The sequence below is a fragment of the Vibrio sp. AK197 genome (assembly GCF_053903115.1).
The window spans coordinates 1,738,955-1,754,074 of the sequence record NZ_CP096430.1; the positions used below are offsets into that span (position 1 = coordinate 1,738,955).

General features: G+C 45.6%; 14 protein-coding genes and 1 riboswitch. Of the genes, 4 read left to right on the plus strand and 10 right to left on the minus strand.

Going from position 1 to position 15,120, the window contains the following annotated elements; all coding sequences use genetic code 11:
- Positions 1–24: 24 nt before the first annotated feature.
- From maiA to hppD, 4 genes are read right to left on the minus strand one after another with little or no spacing between them, the layout of a single operon-like run.
- Positions 25–666 (minus strand): maleylacetoacetate isomerase, encoded by a 642-nt coding sequence (gene maiA, locus M1D72_RS15195; protein ID WP_456295728.1) that lies wholly within the window; start codon positions 664–666, stop codon positions 25–27.
- Positions 659–1,675, minus strand: coding sequence for a fumarylacetoacetate hydrolase family protein (locus tag M1D72_RS15200; RefSeq protein ID WP_456295729.1), 1,017 nt, complete (start codon positions 1,673–1,675; stop codon positions 659–661). The genes maiA and M1D72_RS15200 overlap by 8 nt, the downstream gene beginning before the upstream one ends.
- 23 nt (positions 1,676–1,698) lie before the next feature.
- Positions 1,699–2,820 carry a homogentisate 1,2-dioxygenase gene (locus tag M1D72_RS15205; RefSeq protein ID WP_456297406.1) on the minus strand — a complete coding sequence of 374 codons (1,122 nt, stop codon included), beginning with the start codon at positions 2,818–2,820 and terminating at the stop codon, positions 1,699–1,701.
- The gene (hppD, locus tag M1D72_RS15210; RefSeq protein WP_456295730.1) at positions 2,813–3,886 is read right to left on the minus strand and encodes a 4-hydroxyphenylpyruvate dioxygenase; all 1,074 of its coding nucleotides are present in this window, start codon (positions 3,884–3,886) and stop codon (positions 2,813–2,815) included. Before hppD ends, M1D72_RS15205 begins: the two co-directional genes overlap by 8 nt.
- Before the next feature lie 442 nt (positions 3,887–4,328).
- Here hppD and M1D72_RS15215 point away from each other — a divergent pair, with 442 nt between their 5' ends.
- Positions 4,329–5,519, plus strand: coding sequence for a type III PLP-dependent enzyme (locus M1D72_RS15215; RefSeq protein ID WP_456295731.1), 1,191 nt, complete (start codon positions 4,329–4,331; stop codon positions 5,517–5,519).
- A gap of 203 nt (positions 5,520–5,722) precedes the next feature.
- The gene (locus M1D72_RS15220; RefSeq protein WP_390189734.1) at positions 5,723–6,280 is read left to right on the plus strand and encodes an isochorismatase family protein; all 558 of its coding nucleotides are present in this window, start codon (positions 5,723–5,725) and stop codon (positions 6,278–6,280) included.
- 36 nt (positions 6,281–6,316) lie between these two features.
- On the opposite strand, the gene M1D72_RS15225 is transcribed toward M1D72_RS15220, so the two are convergent.
- From M1D72_RS15225 to M1D72_RS15235, 3 genes are all read right to left on the minus strand, one after another.
- On the minus strand, positions 6,317–8,080 hold the full coding sequence (locus tag M1D72_RS15225) for a putative bifunctional diguanylate cyclase/phosphodiesterase (protein WP_456295732.1): 1,764 nt from the start codon (positions 8,078–8,080) through the stop codon (positions 6,317–6,319).
- Between the two features lie 176 nt (positions 8,081–8,256).
- Positions 8,257–8,994 carry a chromosome partitioning protein ParA gene (locus tag M1D72_RS15230; RefSeq protein ID WP_456295733.1) on the minus strand — a complete coding sequence of 246 codons (738 nt, stop codon included), beginning with the start codon at positions 8,992–8,994 and terminating at the stop codon, positions 8,257–8,259.
- Positions 8,995–9,011: 17 nt separating this feature from the next.
- The gene (locus M1D72_RS15235) at positions 9,012–9,170 is read right to left on the minus strand and encodes a hypothetical protein (protein ID WP_390189728.1); all 159 of its coding nucleotides are present in this window, start codon (positions 9,168–9,170) and stop codon (positions 9,012–9,014) included.
- Positions 9,171–9,532: 362 nt separating this feature from the next.
- Positions 9,533–9,627, plus strand: a riboswitch (glycine riboswitch).
- Positions 9,628–9,748: 121 nt separating this feature from the next.
- Between M1D72_RS15235 and M1D72_RS15240 the strand changes: the two genes are divergently transcribed.
- On the plus strand, positions 9,749–11,122 hold the full coding sequence (locus M1D72_RS15240) for an alanine/glycine:cation symporter family protein (protein ID WP_456295734.1): 1,374 nt from the start codon (positions 9,749–9,751) through the stop codon (positions 11,120–11,122).
- 97 nt (positions 11,123–11,219) lie between these two features.
- On the opposite strand, the gene M1D72_RS15245 is transcribed toward M1D72_RS15240, so the two are convergent.
- Positions 11,220–11,396, minus strand: a complete 177-nt coding sequence (locus M1D72_RS15245) for a hypothetical protein (RefSeq protein WP_390189723.1) — start codon at positions 11,394–11,396, stop codon at positions 11,220–11,222.
- A gap of 282 nt (positions 11,397–11,678) precedes the next feature.
- Positions 11,679–12,308, minus strand: a complete 630-nt coding sequence (locus M1D72_RS15250; protein ID WP_456295735.1) for a LysE family translocator — start codon at positions 12,306–12,308, stop codon at positions 11,679–11,681.
- Positions 12,309–12,469: 161 nt separating this feature from the next.
- Between M1D72_RS15250 and M1D72_RS15255 the strand changes: the two genes are divergently transcribed.
- Positions 12,470–13,951, plus strand: coding sequence for a carboxypeptidase M32 (locus tag M1D72_RS15255; RefSeq protein WP_456295736.1), 1,482 nt, complete (start codon positions 12,470–12,472; stop codon positions 13,949–13,951).
- Between the two features lie 70 nt (positions 13,952–14,021).
- Here M1D72_RS15255 and yghU read toward each other — a convergent pair whose 3' ends face one another.
- A complete protein-coding gene (gene yghU / locus M1D72_RS15260; RefSeq protein ID WP_456295737.1) occupies positions 14,022–14,861 on the minus strand; it encodes a glutathione-dependent disulfide-bond oxidoreductase in 840 nt (279 codons plus the stop codon).
- Between the last annotated feature and the right edge of the window lie 259 nt (positions 14,862–15,120).

Genomic DNA, 15,120 nt, shown 5'->3' on the forward strand with positions numbered 1-15,120 from the left:
ATATCGATTTTTAGTGGAAAAATGTCACTCTGCATCCGGTTGTCGCTCCGGTTTTGCAGCTTGGAATGCCTCAAACGTCAAAAGATGTTGATAAATCGCGACTATTTTAGGATACGGGCTCAAGTCACAATCAAAGCGCTGAGCATTATAAATTTGCGGCACTAAACAGGCATCCGCCATTGTGACAGCGTCACCGTGGCAATATTTTCCCTCACTTTGTGCAAGGCTGGTTTCCAGTGATTGCAAACTGGTTGCGACCCAATGTTGGTACCAGGCGGTTTTCGTCGTTTCATTGTGTCCTAACGTCTTTTGTAAATAGTTGAGCACTCGTAAATTGTTCAGCGGGTGGGTATCAGCGGCAATATCTAAAGCGAGCGCTCTGACGATCGCTCGGTCTGGTGCCGATTTTGGTAGCAAGGGCGGACTAGGAAAACGTTCATCTAAATATTCGATAATCGCCAGAGATTGATGCAAAGTATTATCTTGATGGCGAAGAATGGGCACGGCATGGCTCGGATTCATGGCTTGAAACCATGGGCTAAACTGCTCTCCGCCTCCCTTGGTTAAGTGCACTGGGTACATGCGATACTCCAGACGCTTCCAGTTTAGAGCAATACGCACTCGATAGGCGGCTGATGAACGCCAATAGCTGTACAATTCAATCATAAGATGCCACAACTTCTTGTTCTATTTTCCCAAAGATAGAACACTGATTTTCATCTTTCATTTCGATGCTCACCGTATCACCAACGCGCATAAACGCCGTTGTTGGTTGTCCATTTCGCAACGTTTCAATCATGCGTAGCTCGGCAATACAGGAATAGCCAACGCCCCCTTCACTCACCGAAGTGCCGTACTCTGTTCCTTGTTTGTTTGACACGGTACCAGAGCCGATAATGGTTCCTGCGGTTAAATGTCTGGTTTTGGCGGCGTGGGCAATCAACTGTGGGAAATCAAACGTCATGTCTATCCCCGCATTTGGACAACCAAATAAGCTTTGATTGTAGTGCGTACACAAAGCCAGCTTGAGTTTGTGGCCATCCCAATGATGACCCAACTCATCTGGTGTCACTGCGACCGGGGAAAATGCGCTTGAAGGCTTGGATTGAAAAAAGCCAAACCCCTTAGCGAGTTCAGAAGGAATGAGGTTTCTCAGTGACACATCATTGACCAGCATAAACAGTTGGATGTATTGCGCTGACTCAGATGGTTTCACCCCCATAGGGACATCACTCGTCACCACGGCAACCTCCGCTTCGAAATCAAGTCCCCAAGACGCATCGTCAAGAACAATATCATCACAGGGCCCAAGAAAGCTGTCGCTTCCACCTTGGTACATCAATGGGTCTTGCCAAAAACTCGCTGGCATTTCTGCTCCGCGTGCTTTCCGTACTAACTCGACATGATTGACATAAGCTGAACCATCCGCCCACTGATAACTTCTGGGTAGCGGCGCCATACATAGTTCACTGTCAAAAGGCATTTCGTTGATCAATTCACCATGATTTAGTGCTCGATAAACCTCTTCCATTGGCTGCTTGCAGACCTGCCAATGATCGAGTGCATATTGAAGGCTGACCGCAATATCCGGCACCGCAACACAGCGGCTTAAAGCGCGATTAACCACAACCAAGATGCCATCGCGGCTTTCACTTCTTAGCGTCGCTAACTTCATCACTTCTCCTTGAGTTATTCAGTTTACTGCCAACTTGAAATATAGTCTGTATTCTCAACGCTCGATGCCTGCTCATCCACTATTAAGGCATGGCGCGTATCAATCATGACCGCCACTTCATCAGTAAACGTTTTTGCGTGACGTTGTCCGGATTCGAACGCTTTAGGGTGCGGGCCATGGGTAAACCCAGCGGGATGAAACGTCATCATTCCCGGCTCTATGTTATCGCGACTAAAAAAATCCCCACTGTGGTAAAAAAGAACTTCGTCATAATCATCATTATTGTGAAAAAACGGCACTTTCAACGCCCCCGGATCACTTTCTATTGGACGAGGAACAAAGGTGCACACCACAAAATCACCCGCAACAAACGTCGTATGCGCCGATGGCGGTAAATGGTAACGATGAGAGGACAGCGGTCGAATGTCTCGCCAGTTAAGTTTCGCGACGGCTAAATCGCCGTGCCAACCAATGGCATCCAGCGGATTGAACGGAAAAGTAATGACGTTCATTTTATCGTGGCGCTTAACATAAACTTGCGTCGTATGCTCACTGTATTGCGCTTGGAATGCGTGGTTAATTTTCGGAATTTCAAGCACAGCAGGATCAAAGATCGCATGCTGGCCAAGCAATCCTTTGTCAGGCAATTGATAATGGCTGTCGGTACACTCAATCATCAATATAAACATTGCTTGTGAAGGTTCAATTCGCCACATCGTCGAGCGTGGTATCAGTAGATAATCACCGGGCTTTAACGTGATATGACCATAATCACAATACACATCGCCCTGACCTTGGTGGATAAACAGCAATTCATCCCCATCGGCGTTCCGTACTAAATGTGTCATCGGTTGATTTAGACGCCAAGTACGGATTTTACATTGTTGGTTGTGCAAAAGTGCCGCCGCCCCCCAAGGCACATCTCGTTCACTATCGAGGTGATTTAAGTTGAAGCAGCGAGGCCTGAGTTCGCCTTGCCAATCGCACCATGCTGTCGGCGGGTGTTGATGATGAAAATGGGTCGCGGGACCATAAAACCCTTCTTGCCCAACTTCACGTTCATAGATTGCGTCTTTGGGTAAATCCGCATGTGCTTGCCGTGAGCAAACCCCTTCGCGGTGAGGATAAGTCATCGGTTTACGCATCATTCAATACTCCACGACGTATTTGGTCTTCTTCAATCGATTCAAACAGCGCTTTAAAGTTACCCTCACCAAAACCTTGGTTACCTTTGCGTTGAATGATTTCAAAGAATATTGGCCCAATCACGGTTTGGGTGAAGATCTGCAGTAAAATGCCGTCTTTTTCTGGAGCGCCATCAATCAAAATATTGAGCGCTTGTAACTGGCTGAGATCTTCACTGTGGCCAGCGACACGGCTGTCAACTCGCTCATAATAGGTGTCTGGCGTGGACATAAACTGCACTCCGCGCTGTCTGAGAACCTCAACCGTTGCGTAAATGTCCTCGGTCGATAAAGCAATGTGCTGAATGCCTTCACCGTTGTATTCTCGAATAAACTCCTCAATTTGTGATTTGTCATCGCGAGATTCGTTAATTGGAATTCGAATTTTCCCACATGGTGAGGTCATCGCTCGACTCACAAGCCCGGTAAGTTTACCTTCGATATCAAAGTAGCGAATTTCTCGAAATTGGCCAATGCGCTCGTAAAAACCAGCCCATGTATCCATTTCTCCCTGGCGAACATTATGCGTCAGGTGGTCAATCGTGTTGAGACCAACCGCGATAGTCTCTTGCTTAAGCTCTGCATCAGGGTAAAACTTGAAATCCACATCGTAGATGGTGTTATCGCCATAGCGATCCACAAAATAAATAAGACTACCGCCAATACCACAGATAGCCGGAATGCTCAGTTCCATCGGGCCGATTTCTGTTTCATAAGGCTGAGCCCCTTTGGCAATGGCATGACTGTGCGCATGTGCTGCATCTTGAACACGAAATGCCATGCCACAAACTGAGGGACCATGAACATCGGCAAACGTCTGTGCTTGGCTTCTTGGTTGAGCATTAATGATGAAATTAATATCACCTTGACGATACAGCCAGGCTTGTTTGGAACGGTGCTGGGCGATTTCTGCAAAACCTAATGAGAAAAAAAGTAACTTGAGTTGCTCGATGCCCTCGGCGTCTGCGGCCGTGTACTCAACAAACTCAAAACCATCCGTTCCGAGCGGGTTGTATTGATTGTTCATATTCCACCTTCCCGTTCAAACACAGAGATTTACTCTGCCTATGGTTATAAAGGTGGAATAATGCGTTTAAAATGCCAATTTCTTATTGATATCTGTCATCAACCTTGGGCTGTAAAAATGTAAATTTAACATTACATTAACAATGAAATTACCGATTTATTATTGCTAGAGACTCAGAAAAACCCATAATAAACTATTTAATTTCAATGAATTAAAATTATTTTCAATTCTAGACAAAAAAAGAGTTGCGCAAATAAAAATCCGATTTTATTATCGCGCTGCTTCTTGATGATAGCCAATCCGAGTACATCACAGGTTGTTTGTGGCAAGGCGATAGAGCAACTATCCAAGAGTGACTTTGACGGCGTGTTTACACGTTTTTATTGACGCTCAGCTTTCCCGCGTAACGGGAAAGTTTGCCCACTGTTTCGGAGGCTACCCCATGGCACAATCAGCGTTGGATCTTTTCCCTATCTTACCTGCCGTTCTTAGCACTGGAGACGCTCAATTAATTGAAGCTTCAGTTGCTCAATTTGGCGCACCACTTTTATTGCTTGATTGCGATTCCGTTCGCCAGCAATATCGTGCATTATCAAACGCACTTCCTAACGTGACTTTGCACTTTGCTCTAAAACCGCTACCTCACCCTGCAGTCGTCGATACGTTGCTTGAAGAAGGTGCGAGCTTTGATTTGGCAACAACAGGCGAAGTGGAATTGGTTGCAAGCCGTGGCGTGCCTGCACACAGAACAATTCACTCACATCCCATTAAACGAGATGCTGATATCCGTGCAGCGCTTGAGTATGGATGTAATGTGTTCGTCGTCGACAATCTTAACGAACTAGAAAAGTTCATCCCCTACAAAAACGAAGTCGAAATATTGGTTCGCCTAAGTTTTCGTAACGCAGAGGTGTTCGCCGATTTATCGAAAAAATTTGGTTGCTCTGCACAAGATGCAATCGAGATCATCGACAGAGCGCAAGCCATTGGCGTTCGCATAAAAGGTTTGTCGTTCCATGTCGGCTCTCAAACCTTGAACCCACAGAAATATGTGGATGCAATATTGGCGTGTAAAGCGGTGATGGAGCGTGTGGTTGAGCTTGGACTACCTGCGCTGAGTACTTTGGATATTGGTGGCGGCTTTCCCGTCACTTACACTCAGCCCGTTATGCCGATTGAGGCGTTTTGTAAACCCATCAACCAAGCTCTGAGTACACTGCCTGAAACCGTACAAGTACTGGCGGAGCCTGGGCGCTTTATTGTCGCGGCTTGCATGACGTCTGTTGCATCCGTCATGGGCCAAGCACAACGTGAAGGGCAAACTTGGTATTATCTTGATGACGGCGTGTACGGCTCGTTCAGTGGTGTCATTTTTGACCATGGTCAGTACCCGCTGTATACCACCAAACAAAGTAATGACATGCACTCAAGTGTGTTAGTAGGCCCTACATGCGACAGCATTGATGTCATTTCAGACCACATCATGTTGCCAAAATTGAATAACGGTGACTTGATTGTTGGCCGCATGATGGGCGCTTACACCAGTGCGACTGCAACCGACTTTAACTTCTTCAAGCGTGCGCAAACCATCGTCCTTAATGACGTTATGGCCGACAACCGAATGATTGGCTAATCACTCGCTTTTAAAGCTCTCTTAGTTTTGGATTAAGGGAGCTTTATGTGTTTAAGCGGCTACTCCCGCTGCTCTAACATCAAATAATTCAAACAACTCTTTCAAATTCCTATGATTTAAATCCAGCGGCGACTGATGCTAAGGTGACGTATAGTGGTGCTATATGTGCACCGTTTTTATTATCAACAGATAAGGATTCCATCATGGCAATTACTCAACTTGATCCTAAAACAGCCCTCATTGTTATTGACCTACAAAAAGGGATCATCGCTTTGCCTACTGTGCATCCTGCTCAGCCCGTTATTGATAACAGTGCCACTTTGGCAAACGCATTTCGTGAAAAAGGCTTGCCCGTCGTCATCGTGAACGTGGTCGATAGCGCTCCGGGTCGCACAGACCAAAGCGTAGACAGTGACGAACAACCACCCGCAGACTGGGCCGAATTGACACCAGAATTAAACGTTCAAGAGAGCGATATTAAAATCTCGAAAACAACGTGGGGTGCGTTTAATAAAACAGATCTCGACCAGCAGTTACAAGCCCTAGGAGTGACTCAAGTGGTGGTTGTAGGAATCGCGACATCCATTGGTGTGGAATCAACAGCACGTCAAGCCTACGAACTGGGTTACAATGTCACAATTGCAACAGACAGCATGACCGATCTCAATCTAGACACGCACAATAACAGCGTTAACCTCGTATTCCCTCGCCTAGCGGAAACTGGGACAAAGGATGAAGTGTTGGCAGCGTTAAATAAATAATTGCCCCCTTGGGCTAACGATATAGTTAGCCCAGTTTTATTCATTGACTGAACGGTTAAGCAATTGAGTAAAGCTTCGCGACTCGATAGGCTTGCAATAAAAATAACCCTGATACTCATCACAACCTTCGAGCGCCAGTAACTCTAGCTGCTCTTGGTTTTCTACCCCTTCGGCAACTACTCTTTTGCCTAAATTACGTCCAATCTGAATGATGGTTCTCACCAACATATGATCGGTATGTTCGACAACACAGTCATCAACAAACGCTTTATCTATTTTAAGGACATCAACCGGTAGTTGCTTAAGGTAATTCAGTGATGAATATTCAACCCCAAAGTCATCCACGGCCACTGACACCCCCATTTCGCGTATGCGCGTACACCCAGATACCACAAAGTCAGAACACTGCATTAATGCGGTTTCGGTGATTTCGATTTGCAGTAAGTGAGGCGGTAAACGAGTTTCATCAAGCACTCGCTCGATGTATTGATCTACCTCATCGTGGGCAAATTGGATTGTTGACACGTTGACTGAGACACAAACCGGATGATTCATGTCGTACCAAACTTTGGCTTGCAAACAGGCTTGACGAATCACCCAACGACCAATCGGCACTATCTGCGACGTCTTTTCAGCAATGTTAATAAAGTCATTGGGAGGAATCATGCCTAAAAAAGGATGCTGCCAGCGGATTAAAGCTTCCGCGCCAACAACGGTATTTTGTTTAATATCGACTTTAGGCTGATACACTAAAAAAAACTGCTCAGAATCAATAGCGCCCGTGAGCTCGATTTCAATTTGATGCTGACGAACTGACTCTTCAAGCAGTTCATCATCGTACCACTGCACCTGATTTGTACCGCGGACTCGCGCTTTATACAGCGCGGTAGACGCATTTTTCTCCCACAACCGTGGGTCGCCAAGCGCATCATTATACAACGCAACACCAACGCTGTATGAAAGCCGATGTGAGGTATTGCCAATAAGAAACACTTGCTGGGTGCTTTGCGCCAGATGCTCAAGGGTGGAACGAATGGTGTTTTCGACTTTCTGCTGGGCGCTAAATAACACAATAAATTCATCCCCCCCTAAACGGTACACTTTGCCATGCCCCCCGACTAAGGTCAGCAAATGGTCACCAAACTTAATCAATAAGTTATCGCCATTGGTGTAGCCCAAGCTATCGTTGACCGATTTAAAGTCATTCAGTCCAATGATCGCCATACCATGCTCTAGACGTGCCGAAAGTTGCTTTACCTCTTCGAGATAGGCTTTGCGGTTTGGGAGCTGAGTTAAAAAGTCGGTCAAACTGTCTTTTTGATACGTGTCGACTAAATGGCGATATTTTTGCTGAAAGCGGACCATCATTGAAGAAATAGCGGTAATCACGGCGAGTTCAATGATGTCCTCAAAAAACTCGCCATAGTCACTTTGTGGTAAGTAACGTAGATAACAGATGATCAAGACTGGCACAATGGCATTTGGCCACAGCGAGCCAGGAAACATGACGATGTAACACAGTGGAAGCAGTATGAAGACTTCTTCTACATATTCTGGATTTAATGGCTCAAGCCAGCCGCCATAAACCACTAGCCCCAGTGACAGTATCGCACTCCAGCGCTTTACGTTGGGATGAGAATGAAAATGACCAACGGCCATCAGCATAGGATAAAGTAGAAACCACCAGCCCAACTCTTGATGCTGGGAAACAAGCGTGTAGGTTATCAAGATCACAGCGAGATAAAACCCGAGGTGGACGGCAAGTTTCACTCGTAAAACTTGTGCGTCAACGCGTTTCATCCTTTCCATTTAGACCTCGACTCAATCCTTGTTCATCTTTTTTGAAAGACTGTCATACAAAATGAGTATAAAGGTAAAAATTCAATTAATTGATCTGTTTTTATAAACCGTACGGCTCAATGAGATATGTTGCACAAAAAAGCCTCGTCACAACGAGGCTTTAACCAGATAAAATACTATAACCCCAAATCTTCACTAAGTGCTTGGATCTGTTTTAAATCCATTTGGTGAACTTGAATCATTTGTTCCACTTGGCTTAAACGTGACTGGGCTTCGTCTTGTTTATCACACGAATCCGATTTTGCGTCCCATGACGCACCTTCTAAGTATGCGTCACACTCCGTTTTCAACGATTCGATTGTTGGTTGAAGTTCTTTTTTCTCTTTTTGCAGCTCAGCAAGTTCTTGCTTGGTTTGCTCTTCCTTTTTGAACAACTCGCGAGCCCGCTCAAACATCGTCGCCTGCATATCCGTTTGCTGGTTGAGACGATCATTCTTCTTCGTCGCGCTTTCCAACTGTTGCACTTGTTGGTTCAAGTCTTGGCTCAACTCGGTATTTTGCTCCTTAAGTTCGCCAAGTTCCTTTTCCAACTCAGAGATTTTGTCCTCATATTGCTTTTTTTGCTCTTCCACTGCTTGGCTAAACTTACTCTCTACTTCTTGGTCGACACTGGCTAATTTTTTATCTACCTGAGCAACTAACTGCAGTTTATCGTCTTCCAAAGCCTGATATTTTGACTCCAACTGCTGGTAGGTCGCTTGCCAATCATTAGCAGTGACAGATGCCCCTACTAGCCCGCCAAGGGCTAAACCCAATACACCGGCTATCACAACATACAGATAAGTTCGCTTATCGCGCTGTTCAATAACAACAACGTTTTCGTCTGACTCATCAACATCATGGTGCTTATTCACTGCTCGCTCCTTGTTCGCTAGCGTATCAACTCACTGATCACAAGAGTGCTGGTATAAAGAACCAGACCAGAGATAACAGTAATCACAACCCATTTTTGAAGTTTTTCACTGGTTCGGTAGCGAATCAATAAAAACGCCAACACGACAAACACCGCAATAGCAATTAAGCGAGTCATAATTACTCCTTAGCTTAGGGAAGAAAGAGATTCCTCTTCTTACCAACACTCTAATAATCCTATTAGTTTACATGACTTAGCCGAAATTTGGTCAGCTTCCGGTAGATTCTATTCATTCGATTCCGCTTTATTCATCGCTCCATTGATTTTTTGCATGACATCACACTTTTTTTTTCGTAATATCTGCTTCGCAAATTACCACCTAGGTAATTGTTCCGATGAAGACTACAGGAGAGTGGTTTATAACCAATTATTAACAATTGGTTAGATAAACCCGCCGAAGAAGTAAATCTTTCAGGTGCTTTATTCTGATAAATCAGAATGCGCTAAGGGCGTCCCCTTAGCAAGTGAGGACTGTAGTTGGAGGAACCTCTGGAGAGAACCGTTGAATCGGTCGCCGAAGGAGCAAGTCCCATCATGGGGTGAAACTCTCAGGCAAAAGGACAGAGGAGTGGAAAGAATCGACCGCGCTATATGACGAAATCAACATCGTTTTGTGCGTTTGATCTGTGTTATGTTCGACCAAACTGCCCTTTCCCTCTTCTCCTTAGTAATGCATTATCCATTAAGGGGAATTCATGAATAATATAGAAGCACTTCTCAATACCATTGACAGTTTTGTATGGGGTCCCCCACTACTGATTCTGCTCGTTGGTACCGGTATTTACTTTACTTTTCGTTTAGGTTTACTGCAATTTCGCCATTTACCGACCGCACTAAAACTCGTCTTTAGCCGTGATAAAAACAAGGCCGAAGGTGATGTTTCAAGTTTTGCTGCGCTGTGTACTGCATTATCAGCAACCATAGGTACTGGGAATATTGTCGGCGTGGCAACCGCGATAAAGCTCGGCGGGCCAGGCGCACTATTTTGGATGTGGCTAGCCGCGCTGTTTGGCATGGCAACGAAATACACCGAATGTTTACTAGCGGTAAAATACCGCAAAGTTGACGAAAATGGGCAAATGGTCGGCGGGCCTATGTATTACCTGCAGTACGGCGTCGGGTCTAAATTGCTCGCAACTTTATTTGCCGTGTTTGCCTTGGGTGTGGCCTGTTTTGGTATCGGGACGTTTCCTCAAGTGAACGCGATAATTGATGCCAGCGAAATTTCTTTTGGCCTATCACGGGAAGTTTCGATCGTGATTCTTACTGTGCTGGTCGCCTGTGTCACCTTAGGTGGTATTCAATCTATTTCTAAAGTCGCCGGTAAAGTCGTGCCGACAATGGCGGTATTTTATGTGCTGGCTTGTTTAAGTGTCATTGTCTTAAACGCTGATAAACTGATTGACGCTGTAACTCTCGTATTAACCTCGGCCTTCTCTTCGACAGCGGCGACGGGCGGATTTACTGGTGCAACCATCATGATTGCCATTCAATCAGGGATTGCGCGCGGGGTTTTTTCCAATGAGTCTGGATTAGGGAGCGCGCCAATGGCGGCAGCGGCGGCAAAAACCGACTCTTGCGTACGCCAAGGCCTGATTTCTATGACCGGTACCTTCTTTGACACCATTATTATCTGCACCATGACGGGCCTTGCTCTCATACTCACTGGCGCATGGCAAAGTGATTACGCAGGCGCAGCCATGACCACCCATGCGTTTGCTCAAGGCTTGAATGCGGGCACCCTGGGACCCACGCTAGTTTCTATCGGACTCATGTTCTTTGCCTTTACCACTATTTTGGGTTGGAACTACTATGGTGAGCGCTGTGTGGTTTACCTATTTGGTACTAAGGCTGTGGTGGCGTATAAAATCGTCTTCTTGGTGTTAGTCGCGTCAGGCGCGTTTTTACATCTTGATATGATTTGGGTGATTGCGGATATCGTTAACGGTTTAATGGCGATTCCGAACTTAATTGGGCTGTTGGCACTTCGCAACGTGGTAGTCACTGAAACTCAACATTATTTTCAAGCCATTGCGCTAAACAAAGCAAAACTGCAAACCGATAGCTAAAGCTCTGTTAAATCCCTCATTAAAAAAGCGCCATTCAGGCGCTTTTTTATGCGATGCACCATACATTGAATTCACTCGGCATTGTTTGAAAATCCAGCTACTTTTTTACCACTTTGTTATTGATAACGTCTTTACATTGATAAGGGACCAACACTTCTTTGCCCTCATGCTTTTCAACGACATTACAGATAGGCTCCGCGGTCATTTTGTTCCAACCCCACATGATAACGCCCACCATCAATCCAACGGTTAATGGATCTGCTTTTACTTTCATTGATTGTGCTCCCCCTAGGTTGACTAAGTTTAGGTACAGCTTTGTAAGCATAGACAATAGCTAAACTTTCGACACAACAAATTAGGGCGTCACAGGATCACACATACTTAAACATGAGACAGGTAACAACATCGATAAGTAGTAATTTTTGCGGGGAATAACACATTTAAGGTCAATTCCCCGCGATAATCGTTAGGTTGCGATTGACTATCGCATCACTGCAATACTGAGGCTAGATTAGAAGAGAGGGATTAGCCGCCAGATTGAAGATACCTATCACGCTTATTGCTTTTCAAGCATCAGTTTTACGCCGAGTGCAACCAATACCATGCCCGTTGTTGCCTCCATCCAGCGCATAAAGCGTCCATTTTTAAGCAAGTTTTTCGCTTTATTCAAAGCCCCTGCGACGCCACATTGCCAAACCATAGCGATAACAAAATGAATCGCTGCCATCAGCATAGATTGGACTAAAGGCGAATACTCAGGATTAATAAACTGAGGCAAAAACGCGAGATAAAACACGGCGGTTTTTGGATTGAGGACATTTGAAAGAAATCCTTCTTTGAGCGACCGTTTGAGAATAAAACGATGTTGGTGACCTTGCTGAACATGAAGCGTACCCGCCCCTTGAAACGTTGCTTTAAGGCTGGTCACACCCAGATAAACTAAGTAAGCCGCACCGACCAATTTCACGGCTTGGAATAATTCCGCAGATTGCGCTAAAACCGCAGAAATTCCGATGGCGGAAAGGAACGCGTGAACGAAGAGCCCACTGCAAATCCCCAAACTGGTCATACTGCCATCGACAAAACCCCCGCGCGAGGTATTACGAATTACCAGAGCCGTATCAAGGCCTGGGGTAAGCGTAAGAATAGTAATAGCCACAATGAAGGCTTCAAAATTTTGAATCATGGCGCTTAACGTCCTGTTGTCAATCAATAACTCCTCGGGTCAAAGTACCGCGAAAACGTCCAAAGCGCTAGCCACTTTTTTGGTAACGCTATTCTTGCCTTGGGGACACTGTAAAAAGTTGATAACATTTACTTTCTTCTCTAAGCCAATTAGGACGATTTATGAGTGCTTTCGACCAGTTAGTTCAACATTCCAAAAAAGTTTCCAACTTTAAACATCTTGCGGCGATCAGCGGTTGGGATCAGGCAACGGTCATGCCCAGTGGCGGCAATCAGGCGCGCTCTGAAGCGATGGCTGAACTTTCTGTACACATTCATCAGTTAATGACGGCCCCTCAGTTGGGCGAGTGGTTCGATAAAGCACAGCAAGAAGACTTATCGCATGAACAACAAGCCGCTTTACGGGAACTCAAACGCGAATGGCAGCAAGCGACCGTGCTTCCAGAAGATCTGGTGCAAGCCAAATCTCTTGCGGGTTCAAAATGCGAACACGCTTGGCGTAAGCAGCGAGTCGACAATGACTGGCAAGGATTCGAAGCTAACTGGTCAGAAGTGGTCAATCTTTCCCAGCAAGAAGCCCAAATCCGCGCCGAAGCGAATGGGCTGACCCGTTACGATGCAATGCTTGATTTGTATGAACCAGGAACAAACTCAGCATCGCTTGACGTGTTATTCACCGATGTCAAAACTTGGCTTCCCTCACTGATTGACCAAGTCATCGACCAACAGTCGAGTCTAGAGCTTGTTTCCCCAACCGGACAGTTTCATCGCGCGACGCAAAAACAACTCGGTATGGAGGTCATGCAGCTGCTGCAATTCGATTTTGAGCATGGGCGACTTGATGAAAGCGTGCACCCTTTTTGTGGCGGCGTACCAACGGATGTCCGTATCACAACGCGTTACGATGAGAGCGAATTCGTGCAATCTCTGATGGGCATTGTTCACGAAACTGGCCACGCGCGCTACGAACAAGGGCTGCCGAAAGCATGGGCTGGTACACCAGCGGGTGAAGCTCGTTCGATGGGGATTCATGAATCTCAGTCTCTATTTTTTGAAATGCAAGTCGCCCGCAGTGAGGCGTTTATTGGTCACCTCGCTCGTCTAGCACAAAAGCACTTTGCAGAGCATGACCCGAGCTTAATGTCACGCACAAACCTGCAACGTCTTTATACTCAAGTGAAAAAAGATTTTATTCGTGTTGATGCCGATGAGTTAACTTATCCAGCACATGTCATTTTGCGCTATGAGATTGAAAAGGCGTTAATTAATGGCGAGATAAAACACACTGATGTTCCTGAGCTTTGGGATAACAAAATGCAGGCGTATTTGGGGCTATCAACAAAAGATAATTACCGAAACGGTTGCATGCAAGACATTCATTGGACAGATGGTGCTTTTGGGTATTTCCCAAGCTACACACTGGGCGCGATGTATGCTGCTCAGTTTATGGCGGCGATGAAGAAAACTGTGGATGTCGATGGTGCGATTGAAAGTGGAGATCTGTCACCTATTTTTAATTGGCTGTCGGGCAATATTTGGCAAAAAGGTAGCTTACTCAATACCGATAATTTGGTCGAACAAGCGACCGGAGAAAAACTTAACGCCAGCTTTTTTAAACAGCATTTAATGGCTCGCTATTTATAGACGTACAACCAGAATGAAAAAGGGTTAGGCATTATGCCTAACCCTTTTTTGGTATCCATAGGTTCAGCTTTTAGCCAACCACTTTATCAATATCTGCAGCGCTATGGCGCTCTTCAACAAAACCTTCACCCGTACGATTGACAATGCGTCCACGCTTCACTGCTTGGCGCTCATCGATTGCTTTCGCCCAGCGTTGTACGTGCTTGTAGCTTTCTACATCGAGGAACTCAGCAGCATCATATGCTCGGCCTAACACCAAGTTGCCATACCAAGGCCAAGTCGCAATATCAGCGATACTATACTCTTCACCGCCAAGGAAGGTGTTGTTAGCGAGGCGCTTATCAAGGACATCCAACTGGCGTTTGGCTTCCATTGCAAAACGGTTGATGGGATATTCAAACTTCTCTGGTGCATAAGCGTAGAAATGACCAAAACCACCACCTAAGTATGGCGCCGAACCCTGTAGCCAAAACAGCCAGTTCATGACTTCTGTGCGAGCTTTTACCTCTTTCGGTAACAGGTATCCAAATTTCTCTGCTAGATAAAACAGAATATTGCCAGACTCAAAGACGTTGATGGCGTCGCTGCCCGAGCGATCAACAAGTGCTGGAATTTTAGAATTTGGATTCGCCGCCACAAAGCCAGAAGAAAACTGATCGCCTTCGCCAATTTTAATAATATGGGCGTCATACTCTGCTTCACTCACACCCAGTGCCAGCAACTCTTCTAGCATAATCGTGACTTTCTGACCGTTCGGCGTCCCCATCGAATAAAGCTGCAGTGGATGTTCTCCGACTGGCAGTTCTTGTTCATGGCGAGCACCTGAATCTGGGCGGTTGATACTAGCCCACTGGCCACCATTTTCGTTGTCCATGGTCCAAACTTTAGGCGGAACATATTGGTCTGTCATTGTGCTTCCTTTTGGTTTGAGGTTGACTGTAACAATGATATTGGGATAGAAGCAGAGGTTTACCACCCTTTAAGCCTAAACTCTTCATATTATTTAGTTATTGTATGTGCAGTTTGGCTATTAACCGCTTTCTATCAAAGACAAACAAGTGACGACTAACCAGGTGAGTTCGATTGTTCAACGGATAAATCTTCATTGCAGTTGGGCCAGCATTTCTCTAGATTAAGCAGACACAGACGTACAATGAACAAGGAAGATA

Coding starts and splice junctions, on each gene's coding strand:
- maiA (WP_456295728.1), bottom strand. CDS start 666: ATGATTGAATTGTACAGCTATTGGCGTTCATCAGCCGCCTATCGAGTG.
- M1D72_RS15200 (WP_456295729.1), bottom strand. CDS start 1,675: ATGAAGTTAGCGACGCTAAGAAGTGAAAGCCGCGATGGCATCTTGGTT.
- M1D72_RS15205 (WP_456297406.1), bottom strand. CDS start 2,820: ATGCGTAAACCGATGACTTATCCTCACCGCGAAGGGGTTTGCTCACGG.
- hppD (WP_456295730.1), bottom strand. CDS start 3,886: ATGAACAATCAATACAACCCGCTCGGAACGGATGGTTTTGAGTTTGTT.
- M1D72_RS15215 (WP_456295731.1), top strand. CDS start 4,329: ATGGCACAATCAGCGTTGGATCTTTTCCCTATCTTACCTGCCGTTCTT.
- M1D72_RS15220 (WP_390189734.1), top strand. CDS start 5,723: ATGGCAATTACTCAACTTGATCCTAAAACAGCCCTCATTGTTATTGAC.
- M1D72_RS15225 (WP_456295732.1), bottom strand. CDS start 8,080: ATGAAACGCGTTGACGCACAAGTTTTACGAGTGAAACTTGCCGTCCAC.
- M1D72_RS15235 (WP_390189728.1), bottom strand. CDS start 9,170: ATGACTCGCTTAATTGCTATTGCGGTGTTTGTCGTGTTGGCGTTTTTA.
- M1D72_RS15240 (WP_456295734.1), top strand. CDS start 9,749: ATGAATAATATAGAAGCACTTCTCAATACCATTGACAGTTTTGTATGG.
- M1D72_RS15245 (WP_390189723.1), bottom strand. CDS start 11,396: ATGAAAGTAAAAGCAGATCCATTAACCGTTGGATTGATGGTGGGCGTT.
- M1D72_RS15250 (WP_456295735.1), bottom strand. CDS start 12,308: ATGATTCAAAATTTTGAAGCCTTCATTGTGGCTATTACTATTCTTACG.
- M1D72_RS15255 (WP_456295736.1), top strand. CDS start 12,470: ATGAGTGCTTTCGACCAGTTAGTTCAACATTCCAAAAAAGTTTCCAAC.
- yghU (WP_456295737.1), bottom strand. CDS start 14,861: ATGACAGACCAATATGTTCCGCCTAAAGTTTGGACCATGGACAACGAA.